Annotated in this window: 19 protein-coding genes and 1 tRNA gene; 5 read left to right on the top strand and 15 right to left on the bottom strand. The window is 66.9% G+C overall.

The genetic code is table 11. The features are described from left to right. Positions 1-121 precede the first annotated feature (121 nt). The gene (locus BM070_RS07800) at positions 122-2353 is read right to left on the bottom strand and encodes an NADP-dependent isocitrate dehydrogenase (protein ID WP_092939097.1); all 2232 of its coding nucleotides are present in this window, start codon (positions 2351-2353) and stop codon (positions 122-124) included. A 125-nt stretch (positions 2354-2478) separates the two neighbouring features. After that, entirely contained in the window at positions 2479-3738 is a 1260-nt protein-coding gene (gene icd, locus BM070_RS07795) for an NADP-dependent isocitrate dehydrogenase (RefSeq protein WP_092939096.1), read from the bottom strand. 181 nt (positions 3739-3919) lie between these two features. Here icd and BM070_RS07790 point away from each other — a divergent pair, with 181 nt between their 5' ends. Both BM070_RS07790 and BM070_RS07785 read left to right on the top strand, forming a co-directional pair. Next, the gene (locus BM070_RS07790; protein WP_092939095.1) at positions 3920-4129 is read left to right on the top strand and encodes a hypothetical protein; all 210 of its coding nucleotides are present in this window, start codon (positions 3920-3922) and stop codon (positions 4127-4129) included. A gap of 136 nt (positions 4130-4265) precedes the next feature. After that, positions 4266-4760, top strand: coding sequence for a DUF192 domain-containing protein (locus BM070_RS07785; RefSeq protein WP_092939094.1), 495 nt, complete (start codon positions 4266-4268; stop codon positions 4758-4760). Positions 4761-4861: 101 nt separating this feature from the next. On the opposite strand, the gene BM070_RS07780 is transcribed toward BM070_RS07785, so the two are convergent. The 5 genes from BM070_RS07780 to tolB all read right to left on the bottom strand — a co-directional run bounded on the left by BM070_RS07780 (position 4862) and on the right by tolB (position 8511). Then, positions 4862-4937, bottom strand: a tRNA-Lys gene (locus BM070_RS07780). A gap of 43 nt (positions 4938-4980) precedes the next feature. Then, positions 4981-5808 (bottom strand): tRNA threonylcarbamoyladenosine dehydratase, encoded by an 828-nt coding sequence (locus BM070_RS07775; protein WP_245785146.1) that lies wholly within the window; start codon positions 5806-5808, stop codon positions 4981-4983. Continuing rightward, the gene (ybgF, locus tag BM070_RS07770; RefSeq protein ID WP_092939093.1) at positions 5805-6590 is read right to left on the bottom strand and encodes a tol-pal system protein YbgF; all 786 of its coding nucleotides are present in this window, start codon (positions 6588-6590) and stop codon (positions 5805-5807) included. Before ybgF ends, BM070_RS07775 begins: the two co-directional genes overlap by 4 nt. Further along, positions 6590-7132 carry a peptidoglycan-associated lipoprotein Pal gene (gene pal / locus BM070_RS07765; protein WP_092939092.1) on the bottom strand — a complete coding sequence of 181 codons (543 nt, stop codon included), beginning with the start codon at positions 7130-7132 and terminating at the stop codon, positions 6590-6592. The genes ybgF and pal overlap by 1 nt, the downstream gene beginning before the upstream one ends. Positions 7133-7179: 47 nt before the next feature. Continuing rightward, positions 7180-8511, bottom strand: a complete 1332-nt coding sequence (gene tolB, locus BM070_RS07760) for a Tol-Pal system beta propeller repeat protein TolB (protein ID WP_092939091.1) — start codon at positions 8509-8511, stop codon at positions 7180-7182. A gap of 114 nt (positions 8512-8625) precedes the next feature. Here tolB and msbA point away from each other — a divergent pair, with 114 nt between their 5' ends. Then, positions 8626-10413, top strand: coding sequence for a lipid A export permease/ATP-binding protein MsbA (gene msbA / locus BM070_RS07755; protein ID WP_092939090.1), 1788 nt, complete (start codon positions 8626-8628; stop codon positions 10411-10413). Between the two features lie 98 nt (positions 10414-10511). Here msbA and BM070_RS07750 read toward each other — a convergent pair whose 3' ends face one another. The 6 genes from BM070_RS07750 to mltG all read right to left on the bottom strand — a co-directional run bounded on the left by BM070_RS07750 (position 10512) and on the right by mltG (position 15365). Continuing rightward, a complete protein-coding gene (locus BM070_RS07750) occupies positions 10512-11186 on the bottom strand; it encodes an ankyrin repeat domain-containing protein (protein WP_092939089.1) in 675 nt (224 codons plus the stop codon). After that, entirely contained in the window at positions 11183-11992 is an 810-nt protein-coding gene (locus tag BM070_RS07745) for a TatD family hydrolase (protein ID WP_092939088.1), read from the bottom strand. The genes BM070_RS07750 and BM070_RS07745 overlap by 4 nt, the downstream gene beginning before the upstream one ends. A gap of 185 nt (positions 11993-12177) precedes the next feature. After that, complete coding sequence (locus BM070_RS07740; RefSeq protein ID WP_092939087.1) at positions 12178-12537, bottom strand: PilZ domain-containing protein; 360 nt, start codon at positions 12535-12537, stop codon at positions 12178-12180. A 61-nt stretch (positions 12538-12598) separates the two neighbouring features. After that, complete coding sequence (locus tag BM070_RS07735; RefSeq protein ID WP_092939086.1) at positions 12599-13606, bottom strand: DNA polymerase III delta subunit-related protein; 1008 nt, start codon at positions 13604-13606, stop codon at positions 12599-12601. After that, on the bottom strand, positions 13603-14325 hold the full coding sequence (tmk, locus tag BM070_RS07730) for a dTMP kinase (RefSeq protein ID WP_092939085.1): 723 nt from the start codon (positions 14323-14325) through the stop codon (positions 13603-13605). Before tmk ends, BM070_RS07735 begins: the two co-directional genes overlap by 4 nt. A gap of 8 nt (positions 14326-14333) precedes the next feature. Further along, positions 14334-15365 carry an endolytic transglycosylase MltG gene (gene mltG, locus BM070_RS07725; RefSeq protein WP_434803176.1) on the bottom strand — a complete coding sequence of 344 codons (1032 nt, stop codon included), beginning with the start codon at positions 15363-15365 and terminating at the stop codon, positions 14334-14336. A gap of 29 nt (positions 15366-15394) precedes the next feature. Between mltG and ygfZ the strand changes: the two genes are divergently transcribed. After that, positions 15395-16357, top strand: a complete 963-nt coding sequence (ygfZ, locus tag BM070_RS07720; protein WP_092939083.1) for a CAF17-like 4Fe-4S cluster assembly/insertion protein YgfZ — start codon at positions 15395-15397, stop codon at positions 16355-16357. Positions 16358-16505: 148 nt separating this feature from the next. On the opposite strand, the gene BM070_RS07715 is transcribed toward ygfZ, so the two are convergent. Continuing rightward, positions 16506-17381: a YbgC/FadM family acyl-CoA thioesterase gene (locus BM070_RS07715; RefSeq protein ID WP_092939241.1), complete on the bottom strand. Its 876-nt coding sequence runs from the start codon at positions 17379-17381 to the stop codon at positions 16506-16508. Between the two features lie 71 nt (positions 17382-17452). Further along, on the bottom strand, positions 17453-18448 hold the full coding sequence (locus tag BM070_RS07710; RefSeq protein ID WP_092939082.1) for an alpha/beta hydrolase: 996 nt from the start codon (positions 18446-18448) through the stop codon (positions 17453-17455). A gap of 304 nt (positions 18449-18752) precedes the next feature. On the opposite strand from BM070_RS07710, the gene BM070_RS07705 reads away from it, so the two are divergent. Continuing rightward, positions 18753-21278 carry a polysaccharide biosynthesis/export family protein gene (locus tag BM070_RS07705; protein WP_245785144.1) on the top strand — a complete coding sequence of 842 codons (2526 nt, stop codon included), beginning with the start codon at positions 18753-18755 and terminating at the stop codon, positions 21276-21278.

Below are 21278 nucleotides of genomic sequence, written 5' to 3'. Positions count from 1 at the left end.
GAAATGAAAAAACCCGCCGAAGCGGGTTTCCTGCGATGAACGGATCGCTGGCAGATCGGTGGCGGATGGGATCGCCGGGCGAACCCGGCGCGCATCCGCCAGCGGTCTTGAGCCTTGCGGCTCAGGCGGCAGCGAGGATGTCGTTCAGCGTCTTGCTGGGGCGCATGACGGCTTCCAGCTTGGCCGGATCGGCCTGGTAGTAACCGCCGATGTCCACCGGCTTGCCTTGCACCGCGGCCAGCTCGCCCACGATGGCCTGCTCGTTGTCGGCCAGCGCCTTGGCGACGGGAGCGAAGCGCGCCTGCAGCGCCTTGTCTTCCGTCTGCGCGGCCAGTTCCTGCGCCCAGTACAGGGCCAGGTAGAACTGGCTGCCGCGGTTGTCCAGCTGGCCGGTCTTGGGGCTGGGGTTCTTGTTGTTGTCCAGCAGCTTGCCGGTGGCAGCGTCCAGCGTCTTGGACAGGATCTTGGCCTGCGCGTTGTTTTCCTTGATGCCCAGGTCTTCAAGGCTCACGGCCAGCGCCAGGAATTCACCCAGCGAGTCCCAGCGCAGGTGGTTCTCTTCCACCAGCTGCTGCACGTGCTTGGGGGCCGAGCCGCCGGCACCCGTTTCGTACATGCCGCCGCCGGCCATCAGCGGGACGATGGACAGCATCTTGGCGCTGGTGCCCAGTTCCATGATGGGGAACAGGTCGGTCAGGTAATCGCGCAGGATGTTGCCGGTCACCGAGATGGTGTCCAGGCCGCGGATCACGCGCTCGAGCGTGTAGCGCATGGCGCGCACCTGGCTCATGATCTGGATGTCCAGACCGTTCGTGTCGTAGTCCTTGAGGTACTTCTTGACCTTCTTGATGACTTCGTTTTCGTGCGGGCGGTACGGGTCCAGCCAGAACACGGCCGGCATGCCGGAATTGCGTGCGCGGGTGACGGCCAGCTTGACCCAGTCCTGGATGGCGGCGTCCTTGACCTGGCACATGCGCCAGATGTCGCCGGCTTCCACGGCCTGGCTCAGCAGCACTTCGCCGGTCGCCAGGTCCACGATGTTGGCCGTGCCGCCTTCGGGCACTTCGAAGGTCTTGTCGTGCGAGCCGTATTCCTCGGCCTGCTGGGCCATCAGGCCCACGTTGGGCACCGTGCCCATGGTCTTGGGATCGAACGCGCCGTGCCACTTGCAGAAGTTGATCATCTCCTGGTAGATGCGGGCGAAGGTCGATTCGGGCATCACGGCCTTCACGTCCTTCAGGCGGCCGTCGGCGCCCCACATCTTGCCGCCGTTGCGGATCATGGCGGGCATGGAGGCATCGACGATCACGTCGTTGGGCGAGTGGAAGTTGGTGATGCCCTTGGCGGAATCGACCATCGCCAGCTCGGGGCGGTGCTCATGGCAGGCGTGCAGGTCGCGCTTGATCTCGTCCTGCTTGCTTTGCGGCAGGGTGGCGATCTTGTCGTAGAGATTGACCATGCCGTTGTTGACGTTCACGCCCAGCTCTTCGAACAGCTTGGCGTGTTTCTCGAACGCGTCCTTGTAGAAGATGCGCACGCAGTGGCCGAACACGATGGGGTGCGAGACCTTCATCATCGTGGCCTTGACGTGCAGCGAGAACATCACGCCCGTCTTGTGCGCGTCCTCGATCTCCTTTTCGTAGAAGGCCAGCAGGGCCTTCTTGCTCATGAACATGCTGTCGATGATCTCGCCGTCCTTGAGCGCGACCTTGGGCTTGAGCAAGATGGTCTTGCCGCTGTCGGTCACCAGTTCCATCTTCACGTCGCGGGCCTTGTCCAGGGTGATGGACTTTTCGCCGTGATAGAAATCGCCATGGTGCATGTGCGAGACGTGCGAGCGCGACGCCTGGCTCCACTCGGCCATGGAGTGCGGGTTCTTGCGGGCGTATTCCTTGACGGCCTTGGGTGCGCGGCGGTCGGAGTTGCCTTCGCGCAGCACCGGGTTCACGGAGCTGCCGATGCACTTGGCATAGCGCGCGCGGATGGCCTTTTCTTCGTCGGTCTTCGGATCTTCCGGGAAGTCGGGAATCGCATAGCCCTTGCCCTGCAGTTCCTTGATGCAGGCCATCAGCTGCGACACGGAGGCGCTGATGTTGGGCAGCTTGATGATGTTGGCATCGGGCTCCAGCGTCTTCTTGCCCAGTTCGGCCAGGGTGTTGGGCACCTTCTGGTCGTCCTTGAGGAATTCGGGGAACTCGCCCAGCACGCGGGCGGCCACCGAGATGTCGCTTTCCACCACATCGATGCCGGCCGGCGCGGTGAACGTGCGCACGATCGGCAGGAACGACGCCGTCGCCAGGCGCGGCGCTTCGTCCGTCAGGGTATAGATGATGGTGGGTTTCTCGCTACTCATGGAATCTCCTCAATGGGGCGCAAAGGCCCCGATGCACTGGAAAAAAGAAAGCGTTGCAGCAGGCACTGGCGGTCGCTGCAGGCCGGCGGCATGAAGCCGGCGATCGGGGGACGCCGGCGGTGTTCTCACATGTTCTCGATCATCACGCGGCCGAAGCCGGAGCAGCTGACCTGGGTCGCGCCCTCCATCATGCGGGCGAAGTCGTAGGTCACGCGCTTGCTCTGGATGGCCTTCTTCATCGCGCTGATGATGAGGTCGGCGGCCTCGGACCAGCCCAGGTGGCGCAGCATCATCTCGGCCGAGAGGATCTCCGAGCCCGGGTTGACGTAGTCCTTGCCGGCGTACTTGGGGCCGGTGCCGTGGGTGGCCTCGAACATCGCCACCGAATCGGAGAGGTTCGCGCCCGGCGCGATGCCCATGCCGCCCACCTGCGCAGCCAGCGCATCGCTGATGTAGTCGCCGTTGAGGTTGAGCGTGGCAATCACGCTGTATTCGGCCGGGCGCAGCAGGATCTGCTGCAGGAAGGCGTCGGCGATGCTGTCCTTGACCGTGATCTCCTTGCCGGTCTTCGGGTTCTTGAGCTTCATCCACGGGCCGCCGTCGATCAGCTCGGCGCCGAATTCCTTCTGCGCCAGGGCATAGCCCCAGTCACGGAAGCTGCCTTCCGTGAACTTCATGATGTTGCCCTTGTGCACGAGCGTGACGCTGGGCTTGTCGTGGTCGATGGCGTACTGGATCGCCTTGCGCACCAGCCGCTCGGTGCCTTCGCGCGAGACCGGCTTGATGCCGATGCCGGAGGTTTCCGGGAAGCGGATCTTCTGGATGCCGATCTCATTGCGCAGGAAGTCGATGAGGCGCCGGGCCTTGTCCGAGCCGGCTTCGAATTCGATGCCGGCATAGATGTCTTCGGAGTTCTCGCGGAAGATCACCATGTCGGTCTTGTGCGGGTCCTTCAGCGGCGAAGGCACGCCCTCGAAATACTGGATGGGCCGCAGGCACACGTAGAGATCCAGCTGCTGGCGCAGCGCCACGTTCAGCGACCGGATGCCGCCGCCGACCGGCGTGGTGAGCGGGCCCTTGATCGACACCAGGTACTCGCGCACGGCCTGCACGGTCTCTTCGGGCAGCCAGACGTCGGGGCCATAGACCCGCGTGGCCTTCTCGCCCGCGAACACTTCCATCCAGCGGATACGGCGCTGGCCGCCATACGCCTTTTCCACCGCAGCATCCACCACCTTCAGCATCACCGGGGTGATATCGACACCGGTGCCGTCCCCCTCGATGAAGGGGATGATGGGCTGGGCCGGCACATTCAACGACATGTCGGCGTTGGCGGTGATCTTCTGGCCCTCGGCAGGCACCTGAATGTGCTGGTAGCTGGTCATGTAGGGGGTATCTCCGGTGAATTCGTTCAAGGCGTTCTCTGCGCACCGACGAGCTGTCTGCAACCTTTCGATTCTAGCGATAAAGACATTGCGTACTTTGTCAACGCGGGGGGCCGAAAATCCGTTAAAACATGGCCTCGCGGACTTCCCCGCGAGCATCGTCCTCTAGGAATTGGCATACATGAAAAAACTCCTCGCTGTCCTGATCTCCGCCGGCCTGTACACCGCCGGTGCATTCGCCCAAGCCCCGGCTCCGGCAGCTCCCGTGCAGGCAGCACCTGCAGCCCAAATGGCTGACGCCCCCGCTCCCAAGGCGGCCAAGGCTCACAGCCACAAGGCTTCCAAGAAGGTCGCTTCCAAGAAGCACAAGAAGCACAAGGCCGCAGCCTGATGCAAGCACGCCCTGGCCCCCTGGGGCTTGGCCGAGCAGCCCGCCCCGTGCGGGCTTTTTCTTTTGTCCGCCGTTTTCCCGGCTCGTCCGGCATGGGCACGAAACGGCATCAGGCAGCGACACACCCTCCCTCGCAATGACACACAGATTTCTCCCCCGCTCTCCCATCCGCCACATCGCCCAGGCCATGGCGATGGCCGCGGCCCTGCTCACCATGCACGGAGCGGCGCAGGCGCAACCGAAGGAGCCCCAGATGCAACTGCAGCGCGTGGACATCACCGCCGGCATCCACCGGATCGACGCGCAGGTGGCCGTGACGCCCGAGCAGCGCGAGATCGGCCTGATGTTCCGCCAGGAAATGCCCGCCCAGGAAGGCATGCTGTTCGTGTTCGAGCAGCCCGCAACCCAGTGCTTCTGGATGAAGAACACCCTGCTGCCCCTGACGGCCGCCTTCGTAGCTGATGACGGCACCATCGTCAACCTGGCCGACATGAAGCCGCAGACGCTCGATTCGCACTGCTCCGCCAAGCCCGTGCGCTACGTTCTGGAAATGAACCAGGGATGGTTCGCCCACAAAGGCATCAAGTCCGGCTTCAAGCTCTCGGGCGTGCCATTCCGCAAAGCGCCCTGACTGAGGCAACCAATCCAAGGCAGCCACGAACCAGCGGACAAGAAAAAAGCCCGCTGTCTTGGCAACAGCGGGCTTTTCAAGGGTGCCAACGAAGGCAATTCTGGTGGGACGTGCGGGGGTCGAACCCACGACAAACGGATTAAAAGTCCGCTGCTCTACCAACTGAGCTAACGTCCCTTTGCTGCAATAAGCAGTTTTTGCACTGCAGCAAAGCCTTGAATTATAGCCCGATTTTTTGGGGTTTGGCCACAGCGAGTGCATCGAGCACCCATCCGGCCGCACATTGCCCGAAAGTGGCGGTCACCGACACCACGGAACCATAGCCATGGCAGTTCAGGCTGCCGTCGCCCGAGGCCTCCAGCTGGCACGATGCGTGCGGCGGCGCCACCGGCTCCCGGCTGAATACGCAGGCAACCCCGATGGTCTTGCCTTCGCGGCGGGCGCCGTATTCCTTGCGCAGGCGATAGCGCAGCTGCGCCAGCAGCGGGTCATGCGTGGTCTTCGAGAGATCGTCGATATCCACCCGGTGCGCCAGCCGCTTGCCCCCGGCCGCCCCGACGGTGATGAAGGTGGTGGAGCGCTTGGCCCGCATCGCCCAGGCCGCCAGCGCGACCTTGGCCTTCACGTCGTCGCAGGCGTCGATCACCGCATCGCACCCGGCGGGCAGCAGATCGGGCCAATTGGTCGCCGTGACGAAATCGTCGATGCAATCGACGGCGCAACCGGGATGGATGAGCGCGATACGCTCCTTCATGGCATCGACCTTGGCCTGCCCCAGCGTGGGCGTGGTCGCGTGGATCTGGCGATTGACGTTGGACTCGGCGATGTGGTCCATGTCCACCAGGGTCAGCCGGGCCACGCCGCTGCGGGCCAGCGCCTCGGCAGCCCAGGAGCCGACGCCGCCGATGCCGATCACCGCGACATGCGCGGCGCGGATGCGGGCGGCGCCTTCGACGCCATAGAGCCGGGCCAGGCCGCCGAAGCGGCGCTCGGCATCGGCCTCCAGCAGCGCGTCGACACTGCCGTGTGGACTCTCCGCCGCGATCACTTCAGACGGGCCAGGCGTTCCTTGGCAGCGGTGGCCGCCTCGGACTGGGGATAGACCCGGATCAGGTCTTCCAGCGTCTTGCGTGCCGCGCGCGTGTCCTTCAGCTCGACCTGACAGTTGGCGATGGAAAGAGCCGCTTCGGGTGCGCGGGCATGGTCCGGCGCGGCGGCCAGCAAGCCCTTGAAGTTGTCGATGGCGCCCTTGTAGTCGCGCGTGGCATAGAGGGCATTGCCCAGCCAGAAGCGTGCGGAAGGCACGTAGCCGCTCGACGGGTACTGGCGCACGAAGCTGGTGAAAAGCGGTGCCGCATCGGCGAACTTGCCCGAGCGGAAGACCGCCAGAGCCGCCTCGAAGTCACGCTTTTCCGCCGGGTCCGCCTGGAATTCCCGGCCATCCACGGTGACCTTGGCGGGCTCGAACTGGCGCAGCCGCTCGTCCACGCCCTGGGCCATTTCCTTCTGGCGGCGCTGCAGATCGGCCGCATCGCGCGTCAGCTGTTCGCTCTGGCCGCGCAGCGATGCCTGGTCGGAGCGCAGCGTCTCGATCTGCGTCTGCAGATCGAGCAGGCTGCGGCGCATCTGGGCGGCGTCGTCGGCCGAGCGCGCGGCGCTCTGCTGCAGGCTGTCAACACGCTGGCGCAGCTCGAGGATGGCGCGGCGAGCCTCGTCGTCCTCGAACAGCGCGGCATGCCCTGCGGGCGCCGCAGCGCCCAGCACGGCAGCCACCAGCGCGGCAGCGGCGAAATGCCCACGCCTGACGCGATGTTGTGCTGCTGCAGCCATTAGCGGTACGACAGCTCGGCGCGGCGGTTTTGCGCGTACACGTCTTCGGTGTTGCCTTGAGCGGCAGGCTTTTCCTTGCCGAAGCTCACGGCTTCCATCTGGCTGTCAGGCACGCCCAGCAGCGCCAGCGCGCGGCGCACGGCCTCGGCACGCTTCTGGCCCAGGGCCAGGTTGTATTCGCGGCCGCCGCGCTCGTCGGTGTGGCCTTCGATCATGACCTTGCGGTTGGGCGAAGCCTTCAGGAACTTGGCGTGCGCCTCCAGCACGGGCTGGAATTCGTTCTTGATGACGTAGCTGTCGTAGTCGAAGTAGATGATGCGGGCCACGCCCACGGGGCCTGCGGCATCGCGCGCGGAGGCATCCAGGTTCACCGGAGCGACACCGCTCTGGCCTGCGCCGCCGGCATTGGCGCCGCCGTTGGTGGAGGTGGCGCCACGGTTTTCCACCGGGGCATCTTCCAGCTTGACGCCGGAACTGCAACCGGCCATCAGGGCCGTGATGGCGAGAGCGAGGGATACGCGCTTGAGCTTGGCATTCATCATTCAATTTCTCCTGTCGGACTGATCTTCTATAAAGGTAACGGGGTAAATCACTGCTTCTGGAACGGGCCCCAGTCGGGCTCGCGGATATCGCCGCTCTTGCCCGCCAGGCGGGCCTTGATGCGGCCGTCCAGGGTGGTGGTCATGAGCGCCTCGCGGCCTTGCTGCTGGGTGGCGTAGACGATGAGCTTGCTGTTGGGCGCGAAGCTCGGGCTCTCGTCGGCCGTGGTGTCGGTGATGGCATTCACGGTGCCCGATTTCAGGTCCATGACATGCAGTTTGAATGCGCCGCCGATGCGGGAGATATAGGCCAACCACTGGCCGTCCGCGCTGACGCTCGGAGAAATGTTGTAGGAGCCGGAGAAGGTCACGCGCTCGGCATTGCCACCGCTGGAGGACACGCGGTAGATCTGCGGCGAGCCGCCGCGGTCGCTCACGAAATAGATGCTGCGCCCGTCGCTGGAGAAGACCGGCTCGGTGTCGATGCCGCTGCTTTGCATCAGGCGGCGGGGCTCGCCGCCGTTGGCGTCGATCATGTAAAGCTGCGAGCCGCCGTCGCGGCTGAGCGTAACGGCCAGCGAGCGGCCGTCCGGCGCCCAGGCCGGAGCGCTGTTGGAGCCGCGGAAGTTGGCGATCAGGCGGCGGCGGCCGGTGGCCACGTCGTGCACATAGACCACGGGCTTGCGCGACTCGAACGACACATAGGCCAGCTGGCCGCCGGTGGGCGACCAGGCCGGCGAGATGATGGGTTCGGGGCTGGAAAGCGCGGACTGCGCGTTCTCACCATCGGCATCGGCCACCCAGAGGCTGTAGCGGCCGCCCGATTTGGTGACGTAGGCGATGCGGGTGGAGAACACCCCGCGCTCGCCGGTCAGCTTTTCATAGACGAAGTCCGCGATGCGGTGGGCCGCCAGGCGCAGGTCGCCTTCGGTGATGACGAAGCTCTGCCCCCCCAGATCCTGGCCCTTGACCACGTCCCACAGGCGGAAGCGCACGTCGTAGCGGCCATCGGGCTGGCGGGTGACACTGCCGGAGACGAGGGAGTCGGCCTTCTTCTGGCGCCACTGGGCCAGGTCAGGACGGGAGGATTCGTCGAGCGAAGCATCGGAGGCATCGACGCCCACGAACTGGCCGCTGCGCTCCAGATCGGCCTGCACGATGGCGGAGATCTTCTGCGGCGACTGGGCCTCGCCCCGGAACGGCGCGATGGCGATGGGCAGCTGGGTCAGCCCCACGCCCTTGATCTCGACACGGAACTGCGCCAGGGCCGGAACGGCGGGAAGGGCCGAGGAAGCCGCGAGAGCGGCGACCATGTGGCGGCGGGAGAGTCGCGGCGCGGCCGCAAGGGGAGCGAGGAGATGAGGAGTTCGGTCAGTAGTCATTGGTCCAACGATCGGGTAACCGTGAGTGCTGGCAACGGAGCCGTGCATGTTACACATCACCTACAGATGCCTGTGACAATCTGTGCAAAGCCAAAACGTAGAATCCGATCCCTCATGCAAGTTCCGAATCATAGCGCCACGCAGGTGCCGCCAGTGGGGGAAACCAGGGCCCCCACCCTCCTCGCCCGCATCAAGCGCCTGTATCCGTACTTCGGGTATCAGCATGCGTTGTGGGCCATCGCCATCGCCGCGACCCTGATGGGCGCGATCACCGAGCCGCTCATCCCCGCCCTGCTCAAACCTCTGCTGGACCAGGGCTTCACCGAGGGCACGCTCAAGCTCTGGATGGTGCCGCTGGCCATCATGGGCGTCTTCCTCATGCGCGGCATCGCGCAGTTCTGCGCGCAGTACGCGCTCGCGCGCATCGCCAACGAAGGCATGCTGAAACTGCGCACGGCCCTCTTCGACCGGCTGCTGGCGGCCGACATGGGCCTTTTCGGCCGGCAGTCGGCCAGCGCCCTCTCGAACACCGTGGTCTATGAGGTGCAGACCGGCTTCCAGTCGCTGGTGCAGGCGCTGATCGGCGTGTCGCGCGACGGCTTCACGCTGGTGGCGCTGCTGGGCTACCTGATCTACCTGAACTGGCAGCTGACGCTGATCGTGACCGTGCTGGTGCCCGGGGTCGCCTGGATCATGAAGAGCCTGTCGCGGCGCATCTACAGCCTCACCAAGAGCAGCCAGCAAGCGACCGACGACCTGGCCTACGTGGTGGAGGAAAACGTGCTGGCCCACCGCATGGTGCGCCTGCACGGCGCCCAGCCCGGCCAGGCCAAGCGCTTCGACCACCTGAGCCAGAGCCTGCGCCGCCTGGCCATCAAGTCCACCATCGCCTCGGCCGCGATGACGCCGCTGACCCAGCTGCTGGCCGCCGCGGCGCTTTCCACCGTGATCTGCATCGCGCTCTGGCAGAGCCAGGCCGCCGGCACGCGCGGCATCACCGTGGGCGGCTTCGCCTCGTTCATCGCCGCCATGCTGATGCTGATCGCCCCCATGCGCCGCATGGCGGACGTGGCCAACCCCATCACCCGCGGGGTGGCGGCGCTGGAGCGCGGCCTGGCCCTGCTGGAAAGCTCGCCGGCCGAACAAGGCGGCGAGCACCGCGTGCAGCGCGCGAGCGGCGCCATCGCGCTGCGGGACGTGGGCGTGTCGTTCGGCACCGACCACGCGCCGGCGCTGGACGAGGTCACCCTGGAGATCCGCCCCGGCGAGGTGGTGGCGCTGGTAGGCCCTTCGGGCGCGGGCAAGACCACGCTGGTGAACCTGCTGCCACGCTTTCTGGCGCCCACTTCAGGCGAGGTGCTGCTGGACGGCCTGCCGGTGCAGCAGTGGGACCTGGCCGCGCTGCGCAGCCAGTTCGCCATGGTCAGCCAGGACGTGGTGATGTTCAACGACACGGTGGCCGCCAACGTGGCGCTGGGCGCGGCCATCGACGAAGCCCGCGTGCAGGCCTGCCTGGATGCCGCCAATCTGGCCGGCCATGTGGCGGCGCTGCCGCAGGGCATGCATACGCTGGTGGGGCACAACGCCACGCAGCTGTCGGGCGGCCAGCGCCAGCGGCTGGCGATCGCCCGGGCGCTCTACAAGGACGCGCCCATCCTCATCCTGGACGAAGCGACTTCCGCGCTGGACACCGAGTCGGAACGGCTGGTGCAGGACGCCCTGCAGCGCCTGATGCGTGGCCGCACGACGCTGGTCATCGCCCACCGCCTCTCGACCATCGAGCACGCCGACCGCGTGGTGGTGATGGAGCGTGGCCGCATCGCGGAACAGGGCTCGCACGCCGAGCTGATCGCCCGGGGCGGCCTCTACGCCCGGCTGCAGGCGCGCAGCGGCCTGCACTGAAGCCTTAAGCCTAGGCCGGAACCACGAGGAGGGGTCCCCGCCTCCGCGCCAGGGCCCGCTCAGCCCCGGCACCCCGTCCTCAGGCTCTCACCAAGCCTTTACCACTTGCCCTGGTGGGGCTGGCGCTTGCGCACGGCTTCGTTGATCAGATCGGCCATGTCGTTGCGGTCCGCGCCCTTGGCGAAGTCGTAGGCGGTCATGCCCAGCTGGTTCTTGATGGTCGGGTCGGCACCCTGCTCCAGCAGCAGGCGCGCCACGTCGCCCGCGCCGTAGCGCACGGCCATCATCAGCGGCGTGGTGCCGTTGGGCGAGCCCGCGTCGATGTAGGCATGGTTCTCGAGCAGCAGCGCCGTCATGGGCGCGGCGTCCGGCGTGGTGCAGGAGGCCGCGTAGTGCAGCGGCGCCCAGCCGGTCTTGTTGACGTCGGCGTCCTTGGCGATCAGCGCGCGCGCGGCCGGCAGGTTGCCCTTGATGGCGGCCATCATCAGCGGGCTTTCGTCCTGGGCGTTGCGCGCCTCCACGTTGATGCGGGGCGCCTTCATCAGCGCATCGAAGGCCTTCATGGAGCCTTCGCGCAGCGCCAGCGTCAGGCCGACCTGGCCCTTCGCGTCGCGGGTGTTGGGATCGAAGCCGCGCTTGACCAGCGACGTGATGGCGTCGCCGTTGTCGCGGATGATCGCGGTGAAGAACTCGTCGTGGGCTCCCGCATGGGCGCAGCCCCCCATCGCCAGCATGGCCATCAGGGCCATGCAATGCCGCCGCTGGATCGTCATGGCGTCACTCCTTTGAAAAACAGGTTGTCGAAATTGCGGCTGGTGGCCTCGGCCACCTCCTCCACGGACACGCCCCGGACCGCAGCGATCTGCTGGGCCACGAAGGGCACGTAGGCGGGCGTATTGGTCTTGCCCCGGTAGGGCACCGGCGCGAGATAAGGGCTGTCGGTCTCGATCAGCATGCGGTCCATGGGCACGAAGGCGGCCACGTCGCGCAGGTGCTGGGCGTTCTTGAAAGTGACGATGCCGGAAAACGAGATGTAGTAGCCCAGGTCCAGCGCGGCGCGGGCGACCTCGGCGGTCTCGGTGAAGCAGTGGAACACGCCGCCGGCCTGGTTGCCGGGGCCGTCCTCGCCCTCTTCCCGCAGGATGGCCAGGGTGTCGTCCGAGGCGTTGCGGGTGTGGATGACCAGCGGCTTGCGGGTGGCGCGCGCGGCGCGGATGTGGGTGCGGAAGCGCTCGCGCTGCCATTCCAGGTCGGCCACGGTGCGTCCGCCCTTGCGGTCTTCCATGCCGTAGTAGTCCAGCCCGGTTTCGCCGATGGCCACCACGCGCGGCAGGGCGGCGCCGTCCAGCAGATCCTGCACGGAGGGCTCGGTCACGCCCTCGTTGTCGGGGTGCACGCCGACCGTGGCCCAGAAGTTGTCATGCGCCGTGGCCAGCGCGTGCACGCCGGGGAATTCTTCCATGGTGGTGCAGATGCACAGGGCGCGATCGACGCGCGCTTCGGCCATGGCCTGGCGGATCTGCGGCAGCTGCGCTTGCAGCTCGGGGAAGTTGAGGTGGCAATGGGAGTCGGTGAACATGCGGGCAGTGCAGTGATTGGAGAAATGGAGGCGCGCCGTGTCAGAAGGTTCAGCGCCGGGCCCAAAAAAGGCGGCGAACCGCCCGGGAACGCCGCCGATGCCACCCATGCCGCAAAAGCAAATGCCGACCGTGGATCACGATCGGCATGCCATTGTGGGCGGGGACGGCGCCGCGCCCTGTCGGATCAGATCGTCTGCGTGGGCCGGTCGGCCCCGAGGCTGGAGCCCAGGATGGCTTCGATCTTGGCCTTGAGCTGCTGCGATTTCTCGTCCTTGGGGAACTGGATGCCCACGCCCTGGATGCGGTTGCCCGCGGCCCGCGCTGGCGTGACCCAGGCCACGCGGCCGGCCACGGGGTAGCGCTGCGTGTCTTCGGGCAGGGTGAGCAGCACATAGACATCGTCGCCCAGGCGGTAGTCGCGCGGCGTGGGCACGAAGATGCCGCCTTCGGCGAAGAACGGTATGTAAGCTGCGTACAGGGCCGCCTTTTCCTTGATGGCCAGCTGCATGACGCTGGGGCGCGGCGTGGAGGAAGGGCTGCTCATGGAAAGGCGGTGTGGCGGGCGGTGCGAATGGGGATGGGCGCGGCAGCGGGGCTGGGGCCGGTCAATGACGCGAGTGTAGGGTGTTTCGCGCCTGCGCCGCGAGCGCTTCCAGCATCAGGCCGGCGTTGAAGGGATGGTCGGCCGTGCGCGCCTCCTTGGCGAGGGCCCGGCCCCAGCGGGTGAGCGGCCCCACACCCGGGGGCGTGGGCAGGTCGGCGGCCTCGAAGTAGCGCGGGGCGGCGCCCACGCGCTGGGCCAGCAGGTCGTGGCAGAGCTTCTGCAGCGCGTCCACGGCCTCTGCGGGCGACCAGTCGGCGAGAGCCGTGGCGTCGCCGCGCGCCATGGCACGCGGCAGGCGCGACCAGGCCTCGGGGCTGCGGCCGGCCTGCGCCAGGGCGAGCGCATCGGCAGGCCGCCCACCCGCGGCGCGCAGGTAGGCGCCGGCGGCATCGGGCGCCACGCCCTGCGCGGCCAGCCACTGCAGCATCTCGGCCTCCTGCGGCCAGACCATGGTGTGGCCCAGGCAGCGGCTGCGGATAGTGGGCAGCAGTTGGTGCGCAGCCTCGGTGGCGAGCACGAAGCGCACGTCGCCGGGCGGCTCCTCCAGCGTCTTGAGCAGCGCGTTGGCGGTGACGTGGTTCATCTGCTCGGCCGGATAGACCAGCACCGCCTTGCCGCGCCCGCGAGCCGAGGTGCGCTGCGCGAACTCGACCGCATCGCGCATGGCATCCACGCGGATCTCGCGGCTGGGCTTGCGCTTCTTGTCGTCGATCTCGGCCTGGGCCTTTTCGGGCAGCGGCCAGCCCAGCTCGACCATCTGCGTCTCCGGCATGAGCACGCACAGGTCGGCATGCGCGCGCACGTCGATGGCGTGGCAGCTGGTGCAGTGGCCGCAGGCGCCGTCGGGCGTGGGCGCATCGCAGAGCCAGGCACGCACCAGCTCCATCGCCAGCGTGTACTGGCCCAGGCCGGAAGGCCCCTGCAGCAGCCAGGCATGGCCGCGCTGGGCCAGCAGCGCCTGCCGCTGCCGGGCGAGCCAGGGGGCGATGGGCATGGCGGCTTCGGTCATGCCGCGGCCCGTGTCAGATAGCCGCGCTCGGCCAGGGCATGTGCGAGCTGTGCCCAGACGGCGGCGCGCTCCTGGCGGGCATCGAGCCGCACGAAGCGCCCGGGCGCGCTGGCGGCGCGGGCGGCGTAGCCGTCGGCCACACGGGCGAAGAAGGCCTCGGGCTGCGATTCGAAGCGGTCGGGCGCGCGCGCGCCGGCCAGCCGGACGGCGGCCTCGGCGGGCGGCAGGTCGAACCACAGCGTGAGGTCGGGGTTTCGGATGAAATCGCCCGGCAGCCCAGGCGTGGCCTGCACCATGCGCTCCAATATCGATAGCACCTGAGTGTCGAAGCCGCGCCCCGCGCCCTGGTAGGCGAAGGTGGCGTCGGTGAAACGGTCGCACAGCACCACGTCGCCACGGGCCAGAGCCGGTTCGATCACGCAGCGCAGGTGGTCGCGGCGGCCGGCGAAGGCCAGCAGCGCCTCGGTCAGCGGGTCCATGGCGTCGCCCAGCAGCAGCGTGCGCAGCTTTTCGGCCAGCGGCGTGCCGCCGGGCTCGCGGGTGACGACCACATTGCGGCCCTGGGCGCGCAGCGCGGCGGCGAGCGACTCGATGTGCGAGGACTTGCCGGCGCCGTCGATCCCCTCGAAGGTGATGAAGACGCCCTGCGGCCCGGCCCCGCCGGCAGCGGGCGCAGCGGCGGTGGAAGATGCGGAGGAGGAATGCGGAGATAGGCCCATGGCTGGATTCATTGCTGCGTCTGGCCGCGCTGGTAGCGGTTCACGGCGCGGTTGTGTTCGTCCAGGGTGGGGCTGAACTGGCTGCTGCCATCGCCCCGGGAGACGAAGTACAGCGCATTGGTGCGCTCGGGCTGCACGGCGGCCAGCAGCGAGGCCTTGCCGGGCATGGAGATGGGCGTGGGCGGCAGGCCGGGGCGGGTGTAGGTGTTCCAGGGCGTGTCGGTGAGCAGGTCGCGCCGGCGCAGGTTGCCGTCGAACTTCTCGCCCATGCCGTAGATGACGGTGGGGTCGGTCTGCAGCAGCATGCCGGCGCGCAGGCGGTTGACGAACACGCCGGCGATCTGGGCCCGGTCCGAGGCGCGGCCGGTTTCCTTCTCGACGATGCTCGCGAGGATCAGCGCCTGATCGGCCGACTTGAGCGGCGTATCGGGCGCGCGCTGCGCCCAGGCGGCTTCCAGCCGGTGGTCCATGGCGTGCAGGGCGCGGCGCAGCAGGGCCAGATCGCTCGTGCCCTTGAAATAGTTGTAGGTATCGGGGAAGAAGCGCCCTTCGGGCGGCACGCCCGGGCGGCCCAGGCGCTGCATGATCTCGGCATCGGTCAGCCCGGCCGTGTCGTGCTTGAGCTGGTCTTCACGGCCCAGCGCCTGGCGCACCTGGCGGAAGTTCCAGCCTTCCACCAGCGTCACGGCGCGCAGGGCCTCTTCGCCGCGCACCAGCTTCTGCAGCAGGCCGTAGGGGGTGGTGCCCACGGGGATTTCATAGTTGCCGGCCTTGATGAGCCGGTCTTTGCCCGACACGCGGAACCAGGCGTAGAGCACGCGCGGGTCGATCGCCACGCCCGCCGCTGCCACGGCCTGGGCCACGCCGCGCGGCGTGGTGCCGGGGTCGATGGCCAACTCCAGCGGCTGGTCGGCCGCCACGCCTGGGCGTGGGCGCATGGGCATGGACGCCTGCAGCCACCACGCGGCCACGGCGCCCACCGCCAGAACCAATACCAATATCCACGCGATGAAACGACGCACGACGACCCTGCACTCCATAGAAAAGTAGCCGGGCATCATAATTCAGCATGACCTTTTCCCTGCCCGCGCCGCTGGAAGGCGCCACTCCCCTCTCCCACCTGGGCGTGATCCGCGTCGAAGGCGAGGACGCCGCCCATTTCCTGCACGGCCAGCTGACCCAGGACTTCGCCCTGCTGGGCCTGCAGCACGCCCGGCTGGCCGGGTTCCTTTCGGCCAAGGGGCGCATGCAGGCGAGCTTCATCGGCTTCAAGCGTGCCGGCGCCTCGGGCGGTACCGAGGTGCTGCTGATCTGCTCGCGCGACCTGCTGCCCGCCACTCTCAAGCGCCTGTCCATGTTCGTGCTGCGGGCCAAGGCCCGGCTGACCGACGCCACGGCCTACTTCGCACTCTACGGCCTGGCCGGCAGCGCCGCCGAGGCCGTGCTGTCCGATGCCGCCGAGCCCTGGGCCAAGCGCGATCTGGAAGGCGGTGCCGCCGTGGTGCGCCTCTACCCCGCTGCCGGCCAGGCCCGCGCGCTCTGGGTGGCGCCCGCCGGCACGCCCGCCCCGGCCGGCGCGGCGCTGGAGCCCGCGCTCTGGCTCTGGAGCGAGGTGCAGAGCGGCGTCGCGACGCTCACCACGCCGGTGGTGGACGCCTTCGTGCCGCAGATGCTCAATTACGAATCGGTGGGCGGCGTGAACTTCAAGAAGGGCTGCTACCCGGGCCAGGAGGTGGTGGCACGCAGCCAGTTCCGCGGCACGCTCAAGCGCCGTACCTATGTGGCCCATCTGCCGGGTGCCACGGCCGACGCCGCCGCAGCCGGCACCGAGGTTTTCGCCCAGGCCGACGCCGAGCAGCCCGTGGGCACCGTCGTGCAGTCGGCCGCGGCGCCGAATGGCGGCGTGGATGCGCTGCTGTCGCTGCAGATCGCCTCGGCCACGCCAGAGGCCGGCCTGCGGGTGGGCAACGCGGCAGAGGGCCCTGCCGTCACGCTGCTGCCGCTGCCTTACGCGCTGCTGGAAGACATCTGAGCCGCAGCGGGTTGGCCGACCAGTGGGCCGGCCCGAGGCGAGAGGCTTGGCCTACCCGGCCTTTATCGGCCGGAGCCCTCGGAAATAAAGCGCCATCAGCTATTGAAAACATAGCAAGACAGCGACTTGGCGGCAGCGCCGGCGACCCTTACTCGCCCTCGGCAGCCAGCCACCGCTCCATGGTGACGTGGAGCAAGCCGGCTTCTTCGAAAGGCGCACCGACCGGCGTGAAACCTGCCCGCCGGTAGAAGGCCTCGGCACTGCATTGCGCATGCAACTCGACCAGTTGGTCGCCACGCGCACGCGCGGCCTCGACCAGTGCATCCAGCACCGCAGCACCCCAGCCCTGGCCGCGCAGAGCCCGGTCCACCGCCATGCGCCCGATACGGCCGAGGCCAGTCGCGGGCTGCAGCAGCCGTCCCGTGGCCACGACGGCGCCCAGCCGGTTGCGCAGCACGGCATGGAGGGCAGTGGCGTCCAGCTCGTCTGCCTCCAGCGCTGCGGGCACGCCCTGCTCCTGCACGAACACCGCCTGCCTCAGCGGCCCGGCGGCCTCGCCCAGCGTGGACCAGGGGCCCAGTTCCACATCGACGACCGGATCGCCGGCCTCGAAGGCGCTGAACAAGTCCCGCAGCACCGTAGGCACCGGCGCAGGCCGCTGCGTGGCCGTATCGGCGAAGACGTAGATCATCTCGCCATCGACCAGCAACTGCCCCGAACTGGAAAAGATGCCCGCCTCGAACCGCACCGACGACCGGCCCACGCTTGCGCAGCGCAGGCCGATGTCCAGCACGTCGTCCAGCCGGGCCGATGCGTGGTATTGCAGCGTGGCCTTCTTCACATAGAGCTCGCCGCCCAGAGTGGGCATGGCCGTTTCATAGGGCAATGCCAGGGCACGCCAGTAATCCGACATGGCCGTGTCGATGTACATCAGATAGTGGGCATTGAAGACGATCTTCTGCATGTCCACCTCGGCCCAGCGCACCCGCAGACGGTGGAGGCAGCGGAAGCCGGCGTTCTGCAGCGGTTGCGGCCGCGCGGCATTGGCCGGAGCTTCGATGCCGGCGGCAGACGCGGCGGAGTCGATGGGTGCGCTCATGCGGCCCCCTGCTCTGCCAGCTCGGGCAGGCCGAAAGCCTCGCGCAATGCACGCGCGGCATCGGCATGCGCGCGACGTGCCTCCGGAATGGCGCGGCCCATCTTGATGAACTCATGCGTCACCCCACGGTAGATCTCAAGATCCACCGGCACGCCGGCCGCCCGTAGCTTGTCGGCGTACTGCACGCCCTCATCCACCAGCGGATCGCATTCGGCCAAACCCACCCACGCCGGAGCCACACCATCCACCTCAGGCGCCAGCAGCGGGGCGAAGCGCCAGTCCTCGCGTTCGGCGGGGCTGGACACGTAGTTGCCGAAGAACCAGTCGATGGCCTCGCTCTCCAGCACCAGCCCATGGCCGAAGCGGCGATGCGAATCGGTGTCCTGGTGCGCCGTGCAGCCGGGATAGATCAGCAGCTGCAGCGCCAGCGGCAGGCCGGCATCGCGGGCGAGGATGGCATTCACGGCCGCCAAGGTGCCGCCAGCACTGTCGCCCCCGACCGCCAGACGAGCGGCATCCGCTCCCAGTTCGCCCGCGTGCTCCGAGAGCCAGACCAGCGCATCCCAGGCATCGTTGGACGCGGTGGGAAAGCGGTGCTCGGGCGCCAGCCGGTAGTCGAGCGACACGACCATGCAGCCCGAGAGCCGGGCCAGCTCGCGGCACAGCACGTCGTGCGTCTGCACGCTGCCGACGGTGAAACCGCCGCCATGCAGATACAGCAGCAGCGGCAAGCCGGGATCGGCAGCGGCATCCCTCGGGCGGTCGGCATAGAGCCGGGCCGAAAGCAAGGCGCCGTCGCGGGCGGGGATGCACAGCTCCTCCACTCGCGCCAGCTCAGCTTTGGGCACCTCCAGCACCCCGGCGCCCACCTCGTAAGCGGCCCGCGCCCGCGCAGGCCCCAGGGTGTGCAACGGCGGACGACCCGCACGAATCATGCGGCGAAGAACATCGCGCATCGACGAAGTGAGCAAAGCGAAGGGATCCGATGTCATGTATTTGTAGCAATTCAGTATCAATTCGAAACAGAAATCAGGTGTGGCAATAGTGCAATGACCTTAAAGAACTTAGTAGGCACTGACATATGATCGCCCATCGTTAAAGAAGCGTCCGCTTCGTTCGCTCCACCGTCAAACCATGGGCGCCCTGACATGAGGCAATACCTCGGACTGCCGTCTGCATCGTTGCTCACACCGATGGGTTCACGCGCCCCTTCCTCCTTCTCATGTACTTGACATATGTCAGGCCTCGCCCGGCCCGTGTTGTAGTGCATTCGACTTCCTCAGCCTCCGTATCTCCATGAACATCTTTTCAGTACGCCCGAAAGCGCTCCACATCCATCTGGCAGTAGCTGCGCTTCTTCTGAGCTCGGTGCAGCTCGGCGCCGAGGCCCAGGGCCTGGGCTCCACGGGACCCGGTGCCCTCGCAACTCCAGGCGGCAGCAGTTCCGGGATGGGTGGAATCGGCTACGGCACCACCTCGGGCGGTGCCGCCGGCAGCAGTGGCATGGGCGCTGGCACTGGCACTGGCCAGGGAATGAGCAACGGCGGCCAGGGCGTGGGCACAGGCGGCAACGGCTCAGCCATGCAGATGCCCAATGGCATGCCAGCGGGCCCCTTGAATCTGAACAACGACGCCCCGGGCACTCCACGACTAGGCACCGCAGGCAATGAAGGACGCAGCAACGGCCCGCAATCCGACCCTGGCAGCGCGTCAAGCAATCGCCCGTCTGCGCGTTCAGCCGAAGCGCCCTTGCAGTTCCAGACCTTCGTGCAGCAGGCGACCGGCCTGATGCTGCCCATCTATGGGCAAGACCTGTTTTCCCAGCCCGACGCCTACCGTGCGGACGCGACCTCTCCCGCACCCGTGGACCACTTGATCGGCCCCGGCGACGAGCTCGCCGTGCAAGTCTGGGGCAGCGTCAACTACCAAGGCAACCTGCGCGTGGACCGCAACGGCCAGATCAGCATCCCGCGCATCGGCCCGGTCAACGTGGCCGGCGTGCGCGTGTCCGAGATCGGCAACACGCTGCGCAACAGCATCGGGCGGACCTTCCGCGACTTCGAAGTGAGCGCCACGGTGGGCCAGCTCCGCAGCATCCAGGTCTATGTGGTGGGCCAGGCGCGCCAACCCGGCACCTACACCCTGTCCAGCCTGGACACCCTGGTCAACGCCCTCTTCGCAAGCGGCGGCCCCAGCAGCCAGGGCAGCATGCGCAACATCCAGTTGAAGCGCAACGGCAAGCTCGTCACCACGCTGGATCTGTACGACTTCATCGGCCGCGGCGACAAGAGCAACGATGTCGCGCTGCAGCCCGGCGACGTCATCGTCATTCCCCCCGCCGGCCCGCGCGTGGCCTTCAGCGGCGCGCTCGATACGCCGGCCATCTATGAATTGAAACCTCAGGCCGACGGCAGCCCCAGCACCGTGGGCGACATCCTCTCGCTCAAGGGCGGCGTTCCCGTCCTGGCCACCTCGCGCAAGGCCCTGATCGAGCGCGTCATTCCGACGATGTCTCCGCCCCGCCAGGTTCAGGATCTGACACTGGATGCCCAAGGCCTGAAGCAGCCGCTGCGCGACGGCGACATCGTGACCCTGCTGAGCATCAGCCCGGCCTTCGCCAACGCCGTCACGCTGCAGGGCAATGTGGCGGCTCCGCTGCGCTACCGTTGGTTCGATGGCATGCGCGTGCGCGACCTGATCCCAGAGCAGGACGCGTTGATTACGTCCGACTATTACCTCCGCAAGAACCTGCTGGTGCAGAACCTCTCGGCTGATTCGCCTGCATCTCAGAAAAATGCCGCGGGCAAGAATCTTGATAATCGCTTCAAGAATATGGTGGACCAGATCAACTGGGATTACGCCGTTATTGAACGACTGGACAAGACCCATCTGCGCCCCACGCTGATCCCCTTCAATCTGGGCAGGGCAGTCATCCAGAAGGACGAATCGCAAAACCTGTTGCTGCAGCCTGGTGACGTGGTGTCCATCCTGAGTCAGAAAGACCTGACACTCCCGGTAGAGCGTCAAACCCGCTTGGTGCGCATTGAAGGTGAGGTCACAGCACCTGGTCTGTATGAAGCCCAGCCCGGTGAGACCCTGAGCGATCTGCTTCGCCGCGTGGGTGGCCTGACGCCACAAGCCTATATCTACGGCCTGTCCATTGACCGCGACTCCGTACGCAAAAAACAGCAAGAAAACCTAGACATGCTAATCCGCCGACTAGAAAGCCAGCAGCAGAGCCAGATTCTCTTCCTGCTGGCGAACCGCAATTCAGGGGACACTGCTTCCCAGGCTGCGCTGATGCAACAGCAACAGCAACTGGCCCGTTCGCAACTGGAATCGCTTCGCAAACTGCAAAGCAATGGTCGAATTTCGCTGGAATTGAATCCGGAGAATGCCACGCTGGCTAGCCTGCCCGAGCTGCCGCTGGAAGATGGCGACCGTATTGTCATACCGGCTACGCCAGGCTTCGTGACTGCCGTGGGCGCCGTCAACAACGAGAACGTGTTCGTATATCGACCTGGCCGTACGGTAAGTGACATCGTTAAGGTCGCCGGATTGCGTGAGGAGGCTGATCCCGAGCAGATGTTCGTACTGCGAGCTGACGGCAGCATCGTAAGCCGTAATAACGCAGGTGGTATTTTCGGCTGGGGAGGCTTCGACAGCCTGAAACTAATGCCGGGAGATGCCTTGGTCGTGCCCGAAAAGCTGGATCGAGAAACAACTCGTAACTTCGTCGCACGACAATTGAAGGACTGGACGCAGATTCTTTCGCAATTTGGCCTGGGAGTGGCTGCAATTAAGGTAATTAAGGACTTGTGA

Origin of the sequence: Paracidovorax wautersii, from assembly GCF_900113035.1 — a bacterium.
Classification (GTDB): Bacteria; Pseudomonadota; Gammaproteobacteria; order Burkholderiales; family Burkholderiaceae_C; genus Paracidovorax; species Paracidovorax wautersii.
Note: the sequence above shows the minus strand (reverse complement) of the source record. Positions and strands in the feature narration are given on the sequence as shown.

Coding starts and splice junctions, on each gene's coding strand:
- BM070_RS07800 (WP_092939097.1), bottom strand. CDS start 2,353: ATGAGTAGCGAGAAACCCACCATCATCTATACCCTGACGGACGAAGCG.
- icd (WP_092939096.1), bottom strand. CDS start 3,738: ATGACCAGCTACCAGCACATTCAGGTGCCTGCCGAGGGCCAGAAGATC.
- BM070_RS07790 (WP_092939095.1), top strand. CDS start 3,920: ATGAAAAAACTCCTCGCTGTCCTGATCTCCGCCGGCCTGTACACCGCC.
- BM070_RS07785 (WP_092939094.1), top strand. CDS start 4,266: ATGACACACAGATTTCTCCCCCGCTCTCCCATCCGCCACATCGCCCAG.
- ybgF (WP_092939093.1), bottom strand. CDS start 6,590: ATGGCTGCAGCAGCACAACATCGCGTCAGGCGTGGGCATTTCGCCGCT.
- pal (WP_092939092.1), bottom strand. CDS start 7,132: ATGATGAATGCCAAGCTCAAGCGCGTATCCCTCGCTCTCGCCATCACG.
- tolB (WP_092939091.1), bottom strand. CDS start 8,511: ATGACTACTGACCGAACTCCTCATCTCCTCGCTCCCCTTGCGGCCGCG.
- msbA (WP_092939090.1), top strand. CDS start 8,626: ATGCAAGTTCCGAATCATAGCGCCACGCAGGTGCCGCCAGTGGGGGAA.
- BM070_RS07750 (WP_092939089.1), bottom strand. CDS start 11,186: ATGACGATCCAGCGGCGGCATTGCATGGCCCTGATGGCCATGCTGGCG.
- BM070_RS07745 (WP_092939088.1), bottom strand. CDS start 11,992: ATGTTCACCGACTCCCATTGCCACCTCAACTTCCCCGAGCTGCAAGCG.
- BM070_RS07740 (WP_092939087.1), bottom strand. CDS start 12,537: ATGAGCAGCCCTTCCTCCACGCCGCGCCCCAGCGTCATGCAGCTGGCC.
- BM070_RS07735 (WP_092939086.1), bottom strand. CDS start 13,606: ATGACCGAAGCCGCCATGCCCATCGCCCCCTGGCTCGCCCGGCAGCGG.
- tmk (WP_092939085.1), bottom strand. CDS start 14,325: ATGGGCCTATCTCCGCATTCCTCCTCCGCATCTTCCACCGCCGCTGCG.
- mltG (WP_434803176.1), bottom strand. CDS start 15,365: ATGGAGTGCAGGGTCGTCGTGCGTCGTTTCATCGCGTGGATATTGGTA.
- ygfZ (WP_092939083.1), top strand. CDS start 15,395: ATGACCTTTTCCCTGCCCGCGCCGCTGGAAGGCGCCACTCCCCTCTCC.
- BM070_RS07710 (WP_092939082.1), bottom strand. CDS start 18,448: ATGACATCGGATCCCTTCGCTTTGCTCACTTCGTCGATGCGCGATGTT.
- BM070_RS07705 (WP_245785144.1), top strand. CDS start 18,753: ATGAACATCTTTTCAGTACGCCCGAAAGCGCTCCACATCCATCTGGCA.